Origin of the sequence: Bacillus sp. TH17, assembly GCF_016651125.1 — a bacterium.
Taxonomy (GTDB): Bacteria; Bacillota; Bacilli; order Bacillales; family Bacillaceae_G; genus Bacillus_A; species Bacillus_A mycoides.
In genome coordinates this window covers 4,554,021-4,568,364 of the sequence record NZ_JAEKEN010000001.1, presented here as the reverse complement: position 1 = coordinate 4,568,364, position 14,344 = coordinate 4,554,021, and the positions used below count along the sequence as shown (strand labels likewise).

Annotated in this window: 12 protein-coding genes; 7 read left to right on the top strand and 5 right to left on the bottom strand. The window is 36.2% G+C overall.

Annotated features, from left to right (window positions below; genetic code table 11):
- Positions 1–23: 23 nt before the first annotated feature.
- Positions 24–1,151: a polyamine aminopropyltransferase gene (locus JFT95_RS23605; RefSeq protein WP_201053363.1), complete on the bottom strand. Its 1,128-nt coding sequence runs from the start codon at positions 1,149–1,151 to the stop codon at positions 24–26.
- Positions 1,152–1,570: 419 nt separating this feature from the next.
- Between JFT95_RS23605 and JFT95_RS23600 the strand changes: the two genes are divergently transcribed.
- The 5 genes from JFT95_RS23600 to chbG all read left to right on the top strand — a co-directional run bounded on the left by JFT95_RS23600 (position 1,571) and on the right by chbG (position 5,789).
- On the top strand, positions 1,571–1,873 hold the full coding sequence (locus tag JFT95_RS23600) for a PTS sugar transporter subunit IIB (RefSeq protein ID WP_001023565.1): 303 nt from the start codon (positions 1,571–1,573) through the stop codon (positions 1,871–1,873).
- Positions 1,874–1,889: 16 nt separating this feature from the next.
- Complete coding sequence (celB, locus tag JFT95_RS23595; RefSeq protein WP_002034742.1) at positions 1,890–3,197, top strand: PTS cellobiose transporter subunit IIC; 1,308 nt, start codon at positions 1,890–1,892, stop codon at positions 3,195–3,197.
- Positions 3,198–3,380: 183 nt separating this feature from the next.
- Entirely contained in the window at positions 3,381–3,704 is a 324-nt protein-coding gene (locus tag JFT95_RS23590) for a PTS lactose/cellobiose transporter subunit IIA (protein WP_000989054.1), read from the top strand.
- A 3-nt stretch (positions 3,705–3,707) separates the two neighbouring features.
- A complete protein-coding gene (gene celF, locus JFT95_RS23585; RefSeq protein ID WP_078177887.1) occupies positions 3,708–5,033 on the top strand; it encodes a 6-phospho-beta-glucosidase in 1,326 nt (441 codons plus the stop codon).
- 51 nt (positions 5,034–5,084) lie between these two features.
- Positions 5,085–5,789, top strand: coding sequence for a chitin disaccharide deacetylase (gene chbG, locus JFT95_RS23580; protein WP_201053360.1), 705 nt, complete (start codon positions 5,085–5,087; stop codon positions 5,787–5,789).
- A 40-nt stretch (positions 5,790–5,829) separates the two neighbouring features.
- Here the strand turns inward: chbG and JFT95_RS23575 are convergent, their stop codons facing one another.
- The gene (locus JFT95_RS23575; protein ID WP_201053358.1) at positions 5,830–7,011 is read right to left on the bottom strand and encodes a chromate transporter; all 1,182 of its coding nucleotides are present in this window, start codon (positions 7,009–7,011) and stop codon (positions 5,830–5,832) included.
- 189 nt (positions 7,012–7,200) lie between these two features.
- On the opposite strand from JFT95_RS23575, the gene exsM reads away from it, so the two are divergent.
- Positions 7,201–7,614 carry an exosporium regulatory protein ExsM gene (exsM, locus tag JFT95_RS23570; protein WP_002166452.1) on the top strand — a complete coding sequence of 138 codons (414 nt, stop codon included), beginning with the start codon at positions 7,201–7,203 and terminating at the stop codon, positions 7,612–7,614.
- Between the two features lie 73 nt (positions 7,615–7,687).
- Here the strand turns inward: exsM and JFT95_RS23565 are convergent, their stop codons facing one another.
- The 3 genes from JFT95_RS23565 to JFT95_RS23555 form a co-directional block, all read right to left on the bottom strand.
- Positions 7,688–10,366: a sigma-54-dependent transcriptional regulator gene (locus JFT95_RS23565; protein ID WP_002034748.1), complete on the bottom strand. Its 2,679-nt coding sequence runs from the start codon at positions 10,364–10,366 to the stop codon at positions 7,688–7,690.
- Between the two features lie 104 nt (positions 10,367–10,470).
- On the bottom strand, positions 10,471–11,208 hold the full coding sequence (locus tag JFT95_RS23560) for a polysaccharide deacetylase family protein (protein WP_201053356.1): 738 nt from the start codon (positions 11,206–11,208) through the stop codon (positions 10,471–10,473).
- 208 nt (positions 11,209–11,416) lie between these two features.
- On the bottom strand, positions 11,417–12,490 hold the full coding sequence (locus tag JFT95_RS23555; RefSeq protein ID WP_000378307.1) for a glycosyltransferase family 4 protein: 1,074 nt from the start codon (positions 12,488–12,490) through the stop codon (positions 11,417–11,419).
- 451 nt (positions 12,491–12,941) lie between these two features.
- Here JFT95_RS23555 and JFT95_RS23550 point away from each other — a divergent pair, with 451 nt between their 5' ends.
- A complete protein-coding gene (locus JFT95_RS23550; protein ID WP_201053354.1) occupies positions 12,942–14,312 on the top strand; it encodes a UDP-glucose dehydrogenase family protein in 1,371 nt (456 codons plus the stop codon).
- Positions 14,313–14,344: the final 32 nt, after the last annotated feature.

Below are 14,344 nucleotides of genomic sequence, written 5' to 3'. Positions count from 1 at the left end.
TAGCACTCCTTACTATAATATTGTCAAAACTCCATTTCCTTTTTGTAACATTGATGTAGGATAAGATTCGATTCTGAGTTTAAAAGAGCGAGATTACGTTGTTCTAAATGTTCTTCTTTAAATTGAAACAAAGGAGAAAGAAGAGAAGGTAATGTTCGAGGAGTTGGTATTACATATAATTGCTCAATTTGATCGAGTACATAGGCAGAATTAGCAGCAATATGAAATCCCCAGTCAGTTCCGAAAGAAGGAACGATTGCGTGATAACTTTTCACAGTTAATCCAGCATGTTCAATAGTGTTACCGATGCTCCAATATACTAGAGGTGCATCAGCAGGTGAATTAGATTGGCAGACAAACGCACCATCTTCTGTTAAAAACGTAGCTATACGAGCAAAAAGTTCGCTTGTATATAAAGTACTTAATAACTCTGTCGCTGGATCAGGGAAATCAATGATGATTACATCGTATAAAGATGAAGGTGAATTTAGAAATTCTTTTGCATCGCATACGTGCACGTTCACGCGATTATCAAAAAAAGCGTTTTTGTTTAAAGATACTATTTCTGGAACATTACGTGCCATATTAATCATTGCCTCGTCTAAATCAACAAGGTCTACGTGTAGCACAGTTTCATATTTCAAAACTTCTCGTAAGGCAAGACCATCGCCACCACCTAATATGAGAACACGTTTTGGATCAATTACTTTTGCCATAATCGGATGTACAAGCGCTTCATGATAAATTTGCTCATCAACGGAGCTGAATTGTAGTTGCTTGTCCAAGTATAAGCGAACATCGTTTACTTGGACTAAATTAATATTTTGATAATTACTCTTTTCTTCAAATAAATTCGTATGTTCACCAGCTTGTATTTCCTTTAGAGAAATTTCATCCCACACATCTAAGCTGTGTGAATCTGTGGGTACTATAATTACATTTTCCGATTGTACTTGCTTATCGTCTTCATCCTCGTCGTGTTTATCTGGTTCGTCGTGTTTGTCAGGTCTGTCTTGTTTATCTTCAGTGTCCTGTCGATCTAGTGTATCCGTGTTGGAATTTAATTCAGAATCCTCTTCTTGTTTATACCATTTATTTTGAGCCTGTATTCTATAAATCTTCATTCTATTCTTTTTTCTATGCTTTGGCATTGGAATCCCCTTTCAAAATACTTTATTTTATTCTATGTAATTTAATAGAGTTTGACTGGACAATAACTAGACGAGTGTCTTGAATAGGTATTTGTTTTGATTTGATTTGAAATATTATATTTTTTGGTGCTATATTTTCACACTTTTAAAAAAATTAGTGTTTTTTTGTTTTAAACACAACTAGACAACTAAACACTAATCTATTTTCATACAGTTATGTGTTAAAAGTGAGGTGTTTTATAACACACTGTGTGTTTTTTGGGGGACACACTGATTGAAAGCGGTAACACACAAAGAAATCACTCGAAAAAACGCTGATTTTAGGCGTTTTGAAAAGTTGGCACGGTAATTGCATTAATAAATAGCGTAAAGAAAAATAAAAACATAAATTTTTTATACCACACAAGGGGGATTTATAAATGAATATTTTATTATGTTGTTCAGCAGGGATGTCTACAAGTTTACTAGTTACAAAAATGGAAGCGGCTGCAAAAGCTCGTGGTCTAGAAGGTAAGATTTGGGCTGTATCTGGGGATGCAGTAAAAAACAATATCGATCAAGCAGACGTACTATTATTAGGACCGCAAGTTCGTTACATGCTTTCTACAATGAAAACGCTTGCCGATGAGAAAAACGTTGGAGTCGATGTTATTAACCCAATGCATTACGGCATGATGAATGGAGAAGCAGTTTTAGATCACGCATTAACACTAAAAAAATAATTAGGGGGGAAGCGAAATGCAAAAGTTTATTGCATTTATGGAGAAGTATATTGTTCCTGTCGCTGGTAAAATCGGATCGCAACGTCACTTAGCTGCGATCCGTGATGGATTTATTGCAGTTATGCCACTTATTTTAGTTGGTGCATTGGCATCACTAATTAATGGTTTTCCGTCTGAAGCTTTCCAAGAGTTCATGAAAGGTTTGTTTGGTGAAACGTGGAAACAAGTTGGCGGTGGAATGTGGACTGGTTCTTTCGCAATTCTAGCACTAATCATAGCATTTACAACAAGTTATAACTTAGCAAAATCTTACGGCGTTGATGGTTTGTCAGCAGGTATTATTTCATTTGGTGCGTTAATTATTCTTACGCCAACAACACCGAAAGAAGGCGGATTGAACTTAGCTTGGACAGGGGCACAAGGGCTATTCGTAGCAATTATCGTGGCACTCCTTGTTACTGAGGTATTCCGTTTCTTTGTACAAAGAAACATTACTTTTAAAATGCCTGATGGAGTACCACCAGCAGTTTTAAGATCTTTCGCAGCTATAGTTCCAGCATTTGTTATCTTAACAGTAGTTGCAGGTATTCAATTAGCAGTGAAATTAGCTGGTACAAGTGTTCATGAATTTATCTTTAATACGATTCAATCACCACTGCAAAGTTTAGCAGGGACATTACCAAGTGCAATTGTCATTGTACTCCTTGTTCATCTTCTTTGGTTCTTCGGTTTACATGGGCCAAATATCGTTGGTGGTATTATTGAGCCATTATACTTACCGGCATTAGAGAAAAATATGAAGTTATTCCAAGGTGGTACATCTGCATTTGATGTTCCAAACATTATTACAAAACCATTCTTTGATACTTTTGTATATCTTGGTGGTTCTGGTGCAACATTAGCGTTCTTAGTGGTCGTATTACTTGTAGCAAAAAGTGCACAATTACGCGGTGTATCTCGCTTATCAATTGGACCAGGTGCATTCAATATTAATGAACCAGTAATCTTTGGTACACCAATTATTTTAAATCCAATTTTATTCTTACCGTTTATCATAACACCAATCGTATTAGTAATTACTTCTTATACAGCGATATCTATTGGTTGGGTACCAAAAACAGTTGTGATGATTCCATGGGCAACACCACCAATTATTAGTGGTTATCTTGTAACGGGTGGACATTTCTCAGGTGCAGTTCTACAGTTATTCAACTTTGTAATTGCGATGGTAATCTACTATCCATTCGTTGTATTATCTGACCGTTCTGTTGTTCGTACTGAAAAAGCAGCAGCACAAGGAAATAACAACTCTGTACCTATGTAACATAGTAATTGTTCTCACAGGTAACATTATCTGTGAGAACAATCACCTTTATATCATGTTCAGAAAGATGAGACCCATCTACAAGAACACCAAACTATCATTAATAAAATAATAATTTAATAGAAATGTTCAAACTGAAGGGGTATTTAAATCGGTTGAACCATAATAGAGAGGGCGGTAATTATGATGACTACAGCAGAACAAATTCCATTCCAATTGATTTTAAATAGTGGCAATGCACGAAGCTTTGCAATGGAGGCACTTCAATTTGCCAAACAGGGGAAAATGGCAGAAGCTGATGAAGCGATGGTAAAGGCGAAAGAAGCGATTAATGAAGCGCATCATTTCCAAACAGAGCTCATACAATCAGAAGCAAGAGGGGAAAAAACAGAGATTAGTGTTCTTTTAATTCATGCGCAAGATCATTTAATGAATTCTATTACGGTAAAAGAATTAGCGGCAGAATTTATTGACCTTTATAAAAAGCTAGAAGCGAAAGGGGAATAAAGCATGACTGGAATTAAAATTGCTACAATCGGCGGTGGCTCTAGTTATACACCAGAGTTAATTGAAGGATTTATTAAACGTTATGACGAGCTTCCTGTTCGTGAAATTTGGTTAGTAGATATTGAGGCAGGAAAAGAGAAGTTAGAAATCGTTGGTGACTTAGCGAAACGTATGGTGAAAAAATCAGGTTTACCAATTGATATTCATTTAACACTTGATCGCCGTGAGGCATTAAAAGATGCTGACTTCGTAACAACGCAGCTTCGCGTTGGTTTGTTAGAAGCACGTGCAAAAGATGAAGCAATTCCATTAAAATATGATGTAATTGGTCAGGAAACGAATGGTCCTGGTGGTTTGTTCAAAGCGCTGAGAACGATTCCTGTTATTTTAGATATTTGTAAGGACATGGAGGAACTTTGTCCGAATGCATGGTTAATTAACTTTGCGAATCCGGCTGGTATGGTAACAGAAGCTGTACTTCGCTACACGAACATTCAACGAGTAGTTGGTCTATGTAACGTTCCAATCGGAATTCGTATGGGTCTTGCAAGATTACTTGAAGTAGATGCAAGCCGGGTACACGTTGATTTCGCTGGTTTAAATCATATGGTATACGGATTAGATGTATACTTGGATGGCGTAAGCGTAATGGATCGTGTATTAGAACTTGTAACAGATCCAGAAAAGCAAATTACGATGGAAAACATTGCTGCGCTTAACTGGGAGCCAGACTTTATTCGCGGTCTTCGTGCAATTCCGTGTCCATATCATCGTTACTACTATAAAACACGTGAAATGTTGGAAGAAGAGAAAACAGCTTCGATTGAAAAAGGTACACGTGCAGAAGTAGTAAAACAATTAGAAGATGATTTATTCGAGCTATATAAAGACCCGAATTTAGATATTAAGCCACCACAATTAGAAAAGCGCGGCGGAGCTTATTATAGTGACGCAGCATGTAGCTTAATTACGTCTATTTACAATAATAAAGGTGATATCCAGCCTGTTAATACACGAAACAACGGAACAATTGCAAGCTTGCCACATGATTCGGCTGTTGAAGTGAACTGTATTATTACGAAAGAAGGTCCAAAACCAATTGCGGTCGGAGATCTTCCAGTACCAGTTCGTGGTTTAGTACAGCAAATTAAATCATTTGAGCGCACAACAATTGAAGCTGCTGTTACAGGGGATTATCATAAGGCGCTGCTTGCTATGACAATTAACCCACTTGTACCATCAGATAAAGTTGCAAAACAAATTTTAGATGAAATGTTGGAAGCACATAAAGAACATCTTCCACAATTCTTTAAGAAGATAGAGAAATAAGAAGCGGCGCTGTTTAGCCCGCTTTTTTTAATTCTAGTAGGAGGTATTGCGATGATTAAACTAATTGTAAATGCAGATGATTTCGGTCTTACGGAAGGTACAAATTACGGAATTATTGATGGACATAAAAACGGGATTGTAAATTCAACGACGATAATGATGAATATGCCAGGGACAGAGCATGCCGTACGCTTAGCGAAAGAGTATAAAACGTTAGGGATAGGAGTTCATCTCGTATTAACGGCAGGAGAACCGCTTCTTAAAGACGTTCCATCACTTGTAAGTAGCGATGGATTGTTTCATAAACAAAGTGTTGTATGGGAAGGAAATATAAATCCAGAAGAGGTAGAAAAAGAATGGACTGCTCAAATTGAGAAGTTTTTATCTTACGGATTAACACCAACTCATTTAGATAGTCATCATCACGTGCATGGATTACCGCTTTTACACGACGTTCTTGAGAGATTAGCAAGTAAATATAATGTTCCAATTCGTCGTTGTGAAGAAGAGCGAGCGGTGCACCCATTTTCAGATGTGTTTTACAGTGACTTTTACGCTGACGGTGTGACGGAAGATTACTTTGTGAAGTTAAAGGAAAGAGTGCAGGACGAGCAAACGGTAGAAATTATGGTGCATCCAGCTTATATTGACCCAGAGCTTGTGAAACGTTCTTCTTATGTAATGGATCGCGTGAAAGAGTTGCGTATTTTAACGGAGAGTGAGCTGCCTGAGGGAATGGAGCTTGTGAAGTTTTAATAGGAAAACGACGGCTAAATGGGGCCGTCGTTTTTTGTGCTTACAAAATGGATAGAACATATCCACCGAAGGCCCCGATTATAACGATAACCCAAGGTGGTGTTTTCCAAAAAGCGAGTAAGCAAAATAGAAGAGAAGCAAAAACGAAATCTACAGAATTCATAATTGTACTCGTCCAAATTGGATCATAAAAAGCTGCAAGTAAAATGCCGACAACGGCTGCGTTTACTCCAAGTAGTGCACCTTGTATGTAAGATACTCTCCTTACACTGTCCCAAAATGGTAAAACGCCAACAACGAGCAGGAAGGCAGGAAGAAAGATAGCGATCGTTGCAACAACTGCTCCGGCGGTTCCATTTAGCGCTGCTCCTATATAAGAAGCGAATGTAAATAGTGGCCCTGGCACTGCTTGTGTTAATCCGTATCCAGCAAGAAATTGTTCTTTTGTCATCAGCCCGTTTTGTACAAACTCACTTTCAAGAAGAGGAAGTACGACATGCCCTCCGCCAAATACAAGTGCACCAGAGCGATAGAAGCTGTCAAATAAAGAGATGAAATAAGAGTATGGTCGTAACATCGGTAACAGTATTAATAGTCCGAAGAATAAGACGAGACAAGATATGGCTACCATTTTTGAAATAGGTACGTTTATTTTATGAGCGTGGCTAACTGGCTGGCCACGATATAAAAACCAACCGATGAAACCAGATACTATAATGAGAATTACTTGTGTCCAGCTACTTGGCCATAATAGGGCGATTGCGGCAGTTGCAATTGAGATTGTTGCACGGTTTCGGTCTGGTGTTAACTTTTGAGCCATTCCCCATATTGCATGAGCGACAATTGCGACCGCTACAAGTTTCAGTCCGTGAATCCAGCCAGTACTTCCAAGCTCGAATTGGTTAAGAAATGAAGCGAAGAAAACTAAAACGAGCACAGATGGGAGAGTGAATCCGATCCATGAAATAATGGCTCCTAATAATCCGCCGCGTAATAAGCCAACTCCCATACCGACTTGGCTGCTAGCAGGGCCAGGAAGGAATTGACATAGCGCTACTAAGTCTCCGTAACTTCGTTCATCCATCCATTTTCTTTTTTGCACGTATTCATGATGAAAATAACCAAGATGGGCGACGGGACCACCAAATGAAGTAAGTCCTAATTTAAATGATACGAGAAAAATCTCTATTAATGATTGGAAAGAGTAGTTATTATTTTTCAAAATTTCCTCCTAGACTGTTTTTCTAAGTGCATTATACAAGAGGGAGTAAAGCAAAAGAAACGATTTTAATGTAAAGATTGTGTGAATCTTTTCTTCGTAATTAAAATTTGAAAAAGTCATAAATGATTATGTCTAAACCATAAAGTAGTAGAAGTAGTGCTGGGAAATTTATATGAGGAGAATGCCCGTATGACAACACATTTCTTTGCTAGGTTAACAGGGAAGAGGGAAGTACCTCCTGTAAATACAGAAGCTTACGGTGTAACAGAGCTCATTTTTAGTGAAGATTTAAAGAAGTTGCAATATCGGGTCATATTAAAAAATATAAAAAAAATCACGTCATGCCAAATTCATTTAGGAAAAGCGAATCAAATTGGTCCAGTTATTTTAAGTTTGTTTGGTCCGTTAGAGCAAGGAATTAGTGTGAATGAAGGAGTCGTTACTGGTGTAGCTAGAGTAGAGGATTTTGAAGGGCCTTTACAGGGGAGAGCATTTGACAGCTTGTTTCAAGAAATAATGCAGGCAAATGTATATGTAAATGTTAATACGAAATCTAATAAAAAGGGAGAAATAAGGGGGAGAATAAGGGAAGTAAAGAAGTAAGCGAAAAGGCTGTCCAAAAAACATTTTGGAACAGCCTTTTCTAATTATATAGAGTGCTATAATATCGCCTAGTTTAATTTTTTACAGGCTGATTTTTAATGAAGAAGTCCATTATATAAAATACTTCGTCATCTGGGATTTGTATTTCAAATGTATTTTCAATAGGTTGCAATGCTTTTTTCACTTTCATATACATCCAGTACTCATCTTGTCTTCGTTTCTCTTTATCAGGATGAGGGAGGAGACTTTCACCTTTTTGAAGACGGTCAACCATGCAGCTCATATGCAAAATCACACCCATTAAACTGTCGGGAGTTAGCTGTAAAGAAATCAATTCTTGAATTGTATTTAATGCATAACGAATTGTTTTAATAAGTAATGCTCCATCGTTACGCTGCATTTGTTGTTCAAGAATATCAGCCATTTTTGCATATGTTTCTTCATACGTAATCAATTCTTGAATTGGTTGAATAGCTGTGTAGTTCACAATGTCTTGGAAATGATATGTTAAGCAAGGTATTTGCATATCGAAATTCGTGACGATACAAATGATATTACGCTCTTTTTTTATGTTCTCGATCATTTTCGTTAAATCTTTTTCATGAACGATGCTAATCGGAATAATTTCAATTAAGTCTTTATCAAAGCGTAAATAGTTCTCTAACATTTTTTGAATTGCTAAAGCACTTCCTTCGCCAGTTAAACAAGCTGTTAAAATCACGGATTTCATTGGCGATAGTGGCTTTTTCTTTTCTTCCTGTACGTTTAAATAGAACGGCGTTAAGTTCTTAACTGTTTCGTATAGTGCATCTAATGAATAGCCAAGCTGAGCTTTTCGAGCTGCTTCTAGTGCGTGTGGTGTACTCGTCATGGAAAGAACACGTACAGGGATTTTGAATTCAGTTTCCAATATATCACCAATATAAGCGAGAGATCCCATATCAACAAGTAAAAGAAGCCCGTTTACATTTTGAAGTGTTTTCATATACACTTTAACACGCTCTAAGAAGTCTTTTGGTGATTCATGCAAGGGCATATCGATACCAGTTACTTCATCAATACCGAGAAGTTCGTTTGCAACGTTTGCCATTTCTGTTGCGATGCCATTACCGTGTGCTAATATTAATACTTTTACTTCTGTTTGTGAGGCAGGAATTGGATCAACAACGAAGAACATTGTTAAAAAGCCAGCTTCATCAATAGGTATTGTTATTTGTAATTCTTCTTCTAATAGCTGAATACATTGCATAGCTACGGAAAAAGCTTCTTTATATTTCGTACGAATTTGATTTAATTGTGGGTGGTGAATTTGTTTCCCGCCCTGTAAACGTTGTAGAGTTGTCTGTACATGTAAACTTAAAGCGAGAAATACTTTTTCATCGAAAGTTTTAGATAAATATTTTTCAGCTAGTTCCGCAATTTTTTCACATACGGAAACGATATTACGATCCACAATTTTAAAAACATTTTCATGACTTGTTTTTTTAGATATTTGGTTAAAGTATTGGACGAAAAAGCTTTGAATATCATTTTCTATTAGTAATTCTAATTCTTCCTCTTCAATGCCGCGTGCTTGAAGTTCTTCATATTTATAATCAATATAATCGTAAATAGAAGAGCGACTTCCTTCGGGTTTTATTGTATGTTTACTCCAACCTTCATCACCTGTAAATACAAATGTTTCATTTGGTATTTGATATAGATGACGGCTCTTTCTTTCAATAAATAATCCTTCTTTCATATACCAAGGTAAATCTGTACTTGAAACACAGACAGAATCACGTTTTTTTGTTACGAAATCAGAATAAGCTTTCGCACAGGCAATTTGTACGTCCGTTTTCAATTGACCGATGTTATTTGGACAATTGTAAAAGACGAAAGCACGCATTGTATTTGGACTAACATGAATCTCTTTCCTTAGACGAATTGCTTCATTTGTGAAAAATAGTTGCAGTAAAGCAAACCGTTCTTTATGTGTTCGCTCACGAAGTGGTGGAAGCGTAACGGTCATCGGAATACGTCTTGTAAATGTTTTTAATAAAAATGAATTTGGTTCTTCGGTTGTTGCAGTAATAATCAACACTCGTGCCTTACGTTCATTTTCCGTTTCTCCAAGGCGGCGGTATACTCCGCGATCAATAAATGTGAAGAGCATCTCTTGTCCTTCTGGAGGAAGGCGATGTACTTCATCTAAGAAGAGGATTCCTTCATGTGCTTTTTCAATTAACCCTTTTTGATCACTGGCACCTGTGTAGGCTCCTTTTTTTATCCCAAATAACTGTCCAAGTAGTAGTTGTGGATTGTTTGCATAATCAGCACAGTTAAAGACGATAAAAGGTGCATCTTTTGGAAGTTGTTCCACTTCAATTGCGTATTCGTGCATTAAAGAAGCGAACATCGATTTTCCGACACCTGTTTCTCCAAGTAGTAAAGTATGCATACCGTTTGGAGGATAAAGAATAGAAGCTTTTGCTTTTTCAATTGCAATTTTTAGGCTTGTATTTTCAATAGCAAATGTATCTAATGAAGTGCCCTTTGTTGAATGCGTTTCCAATGAAGTGTTCGTTTCTATATAAAAACGGACAGGGCGTGTACTCGTTTTTAATAAACGATTATCTTTCACAAGCTTGTTTAAATCGCTACTAACATTTGCACGGTCTAGCTGTAGAAGTGTAGCGAGTTCTGATGCTGTTATACCTTCTGTATAATTCCCTTTTTGTATTGCGTTAAAAATGAGATCTATTCGTTTCATTTCTATTCACCTCGAAACTTCATCACTATTTAAAATTCTACACAAAAATGAGAAGTGTGGGAAGAGAAAAATAAAACAGCTTTAGTACATAGGCACTAAAGCTGTTACAATCTTGTGTCTTTCCAAAAATTCACTTCGAGATGGGAAGATGGATTGTAGGGAAATAGTTTATATCCTTGTGAGTGTAAATAATCAATTACTTTTGGGAGTATTTGCACTGTGACACTAGAATCATGCATTAAAATAACCTCTACTTGTTCATCGCTTTGATTTCGTACCCTTTCTAGTATTGCGGAAGGATTATCATAGCTTTTCCAGTCATATGTATCAATTGTCCAATCCCACATTTTATACTGGGCAGATACGAGTGCATCACGGTAATTCTTTTTTAAGTAAGGCATGCTACCGTATGGGACCCGAACGAGATGTGTATTTAAATGTGTAACTTGCTGGACAATGTTTTGGGTTTGCTCCATTTCTGCAATTAAAACAGATGGATCGCCAGTATAAAGACGTTTTACATCATGCGACATACTATGGAGACCGATATAATGTCCATCTTTAATCAATCGCTCCATCGTTTTTTTATAATGTGGCACCTTTCCGCCAATAACGAAGAAAGTTGCTTTTCCGTTCTTCTCTTTTAAAATATTTAAAATTTGTGGTGTGTATTTATTTGGTCCGTCATCAAATGTTAAGTACGCAATTTTTGTTGTAGGAGAGGTAGTTTGAATACTTTGGTAATCTTTTACTTGAATGTCTGTAGTTGCTTTTGTATTCGATGATGCGTACATAGTAATAGTTAAAAATAAAATTATACATTGAAGTAATCGCTTGATCATAACATTCACCCTCAGTTTGACAATCAAGATGTAAAAATGAAAATTTGATACTTTTTTCGTTATACGTATATCTTTCTCCAATAGAGGCACTCTCAAACAATCTATATTTTGGAAATGGGGAATAAGGATTAAAAAATAAAAAATAGCATCCTCTTATGAAAAGAGGATGCTATTTGAATATTTCATAATAGTAAAGGCTATACTACAATTAGTCTTCGCGTTTTTTCACTTTTTTATAGAAGGAAATAATTGGTTTGTAACGTTCGTGTACAAGACCGATTACTTCAGCAATGATTTCTGTAAAGAAGATTAAAATGAAAAGAAGAATAATGGATAACCATAATGTTGCACTACTGAAAATAATTGCATTTACACTAAAGAAAATACCCAATGCGTAAATAATTAGTACCGTTTTACGATGAGAGAATCCCATTGCAAGCAAACGGTGATGTAAATGCGATTTATCAGGTGCTGAAATAGGCTTTTTATTTACGATACGGCGGATAATTGCAAATGTCGTATCAAATATAGGTACACCTAAAATAATGATTGGAACGATAAAACTGAATAACGTTACGCTTTTGTATAATCCAAGTAACGATATAACAGAAATACAGTATCCTAAAAATAGTGCTCCTGTATCTCCCATGAAAATTTTTGCTGGATGGAAGTTGTAGAATAAAAATCCAATTGTACTTGCTAATGTAATCAGTGCTAGAGGTAATATAATAGCTGCTCCAGTACCCCATGGGCTAGTGAAGGCCATATATGCTAGCGTTGCAAGTACGATAGATGAAATCCCTGCGGATAATCCATCTAATCCATCAATTAAGTTGATGGCATTTGTAATACCTACAATCCAAAATACAGTAATTGGATAAGCAAGCCATCCGAGTTCAGTATCTCCGAGAATTGGAATATATAATACTTGCACTAATAATCCACTTTTTACAATCATGATGGCAACTAATAGTTGTCCACCGAATTTTACCTTCGCAGATAGTTCGTACATATCATCTAAAATCCCGATGATAACAATGATGATAGCACCTAAAGTTATCGATAACATTCTTTGTTCGTACAATCCACCGACAACAAATCCTACGGCTACACCGATGAAAATTGCTAACCCGCCAAGACGAGGCATAATTTTTTGGTGTACTTTACGCGCATTTGGCTTGTCTGTTGCTCCTATTTTGAAAGCTAATTTAATAACTAAAGGAGTAACGACGAGTACAGTGATGAAAGATGCCAAAATGGCATAAATCACTTGTGAGTCCATTAATACCCCACCCTTTATAGTTTAACGTAATTTTTCTAATTGTATTTATCTGAAAATTATGATGTTTATTTACAGGCTCATAACATATGGTATCACAAAAAGATTAGAATTCAATCTTTTTTTCTTTCGGCTGTAAAGGGGAGTGAATAGAATATATGACAATTGGATATGGAATGTTGTGTCCTTAGAGAAGGTTGATCTCATATTGTGGCTTGTAATGTGACATTGTACTTCCCTCTCATATAGCGATGACTTTTGTTTCAGTATTATAAGTGTTGCACGTAAAATTGAGTAAGTTCCGTGTTAAAATGTGGGAATTTACATTTTGTATATATTGCATCATTTAACTTTACAAAATCTTAAAAAATAATAAAAAAACAATTCATATAATAAAGAAATGAAAGAGTTTTCTCATTTTTAGTGTGAGAGGGGGAAGCACAGGGAGAATTCTGTGTATTCGTATATTTTCTTAGGTATATTCCTGTGCGAAAGGAAAATGAAAATTACGATAATAGGTACCGGATATGTTGGATTGATTACGGGAGTAGGATTGGCGAGATTGGGACATTCAGTCACATGTTTCGATATAAATAGTGAAAAAATTGAACGGATTAAACAAGGCGAGTTACCTATTTATGAATGTGGGTTAAGTGAATTAATAAATGAAGCATACGAGAATAATCATTTAACTTTTACAACAAGTAAATCAACGGCATTTAATGATGTAGAGTTTATATTTATTGCAGTTGGAACGCCATCTTTATTAGATGGAACAGCAGATTTAACGTATATTCGTAGCGCTTGTGATGATATTGGAACATATGTGAATAACGATATTATTGTTGTTACGAAAAGTACGGTTCCTGTAGGGACAAATGATGTAATGAGAGAATGGATTGAGGATAAACTACAAGGTAGACATGAATTATATATTGTATCGAATCCAGAGTTTTTAAGAGAAGGTTCTGGTATTTATGATTTTTTTCAGGGTGATCGTATCGTAATTGGATCATGTAGTGAAGAAGCTGCAAGGAAAGTAGAGAATTTGTACAGTAAATTAAGCTTACAAACGTATATTACAGATATTCGAAGTGCTGAGATGATTAAATATGCATCTAATGCTTTTTTAGCTACGAAGATTAGTTTTATTAATGAAATTTCTAATATATGTGAGCAAGTGGGTGCAGATATAGTAGATGTAGCTACAGGGATGGGGATGGATAAGAGAATTGGTGCATCTTTTTTAAATGCAGGCATCGGATATGGAGGATCTTGTTTTCCAAAAGATACGAAAGCACTTGTGCAAATTGCAGGGAATGTTTCTCATGATTTTCGCTTGTTGAAAGCAGTCATTGAAGTGAATAATAAACAACAGTTGTTGTTAGTTGAAAAAGCGAAGAAAATTATAGATATGAAGAAGAAGCGAATTGCGGTTCTTGGTGCAGCATTCAAACCGAATACTGACGATATTAGGGAAGCGCCATCTCTTATTATAATAGAGGAATTAATTAATATAGGTGCGGATGTGGTTTTATATGACCCGCAAGCTATTCAAAATGTAAGAAGTTTATTTGGAAATACGATACGATACACTGAGTGTATAGATGAATCGATTAGAGAGGCGCATGCAGTTTTTATCGTAACAGAATGGGAATCAATTCGAAATTATCCGCTAGAAAAGTATGCACAGCTTATGAGGGAACCTATTCTATTTGATGGGAGAAATTGTTATACTAATGGGGATGCCGAGAAGCATGGATTAGATTATTACTCAGTTGGGCGAAAAGGCGCCTGTAATAGTAATGTTTCTCAGGTGCGTTAAAAAGTGTATTTTCACATGCATATTTTTATATG

Bases quoted from the DNA above. Each gene is read 5' to 3' on its own strand.
- JFT95_RS23605 (WP_201053363.1), bottom strand. From the start codon at position 1,151: ATGCCAAAGCATAGAAAAAAGAATAGAATGAAGATTTATAGAATACAG.
- JFT95_RS23600 (WP_001023565.1), top strand. From the start codon at position 1,571: ATGAATATTTTATTATGTTGTTCAGCAGGGATGTCTACAAGTTTACTA.
- celB (WP_002034742.1), top strand. From the start codon at position 1,890: ATGCAAAAGTTTATTGCATTTATGGAGAAGTATATTGTTCCTGTCGCT.
- JFT95_RS23590 (WP_000989054.1), top strand. From the start codon at position 3,381: ATGATGACTACAGCAGAACAAATTCCATTCCAATTGATTTTAAATAGT.
- celF (WP_078177887.1), top strand. From the start codon at position 3,708: ATGACTGGAATTAAAATTGCTACAATCGGCGGTGGCTCTAGTTATACA.
- chbG (WP_201053360.1), top strand. From the start codon at position 5,085: ATGATTAAACTAATTGTAAATGCAGATGATTTCGGTCTTACGGAAGGT.
- exsM (WP_002166452.1), top strand. From the start codon at position 7,201: ATGACAACACATTTCTTTGCTAGGTTAACAGGGAAGAGGGAAGTACCT.
- JFT95_RS23565 (WP_002034748.1), bottom strand. From the start codon at position 10,366: ATGAAACGAATAGATCTCATTTTTAACGCAATACAAAAAGGGAATTAT.
- JFT95_RS23560 (WP_201053356.1), bottom strand. From the start codon at position 11,208: ATGATCAAGCGATTACTTCAATGTATAATTTTATTTTTAACTATTACT.
- JFT95_RS23555 (WP_000378307.1), bottom strand. From the start codon at position 12,490: ATGGACTCACAAGTGATTTATGCCATTTTGGCATCTTTCATCACTGTA.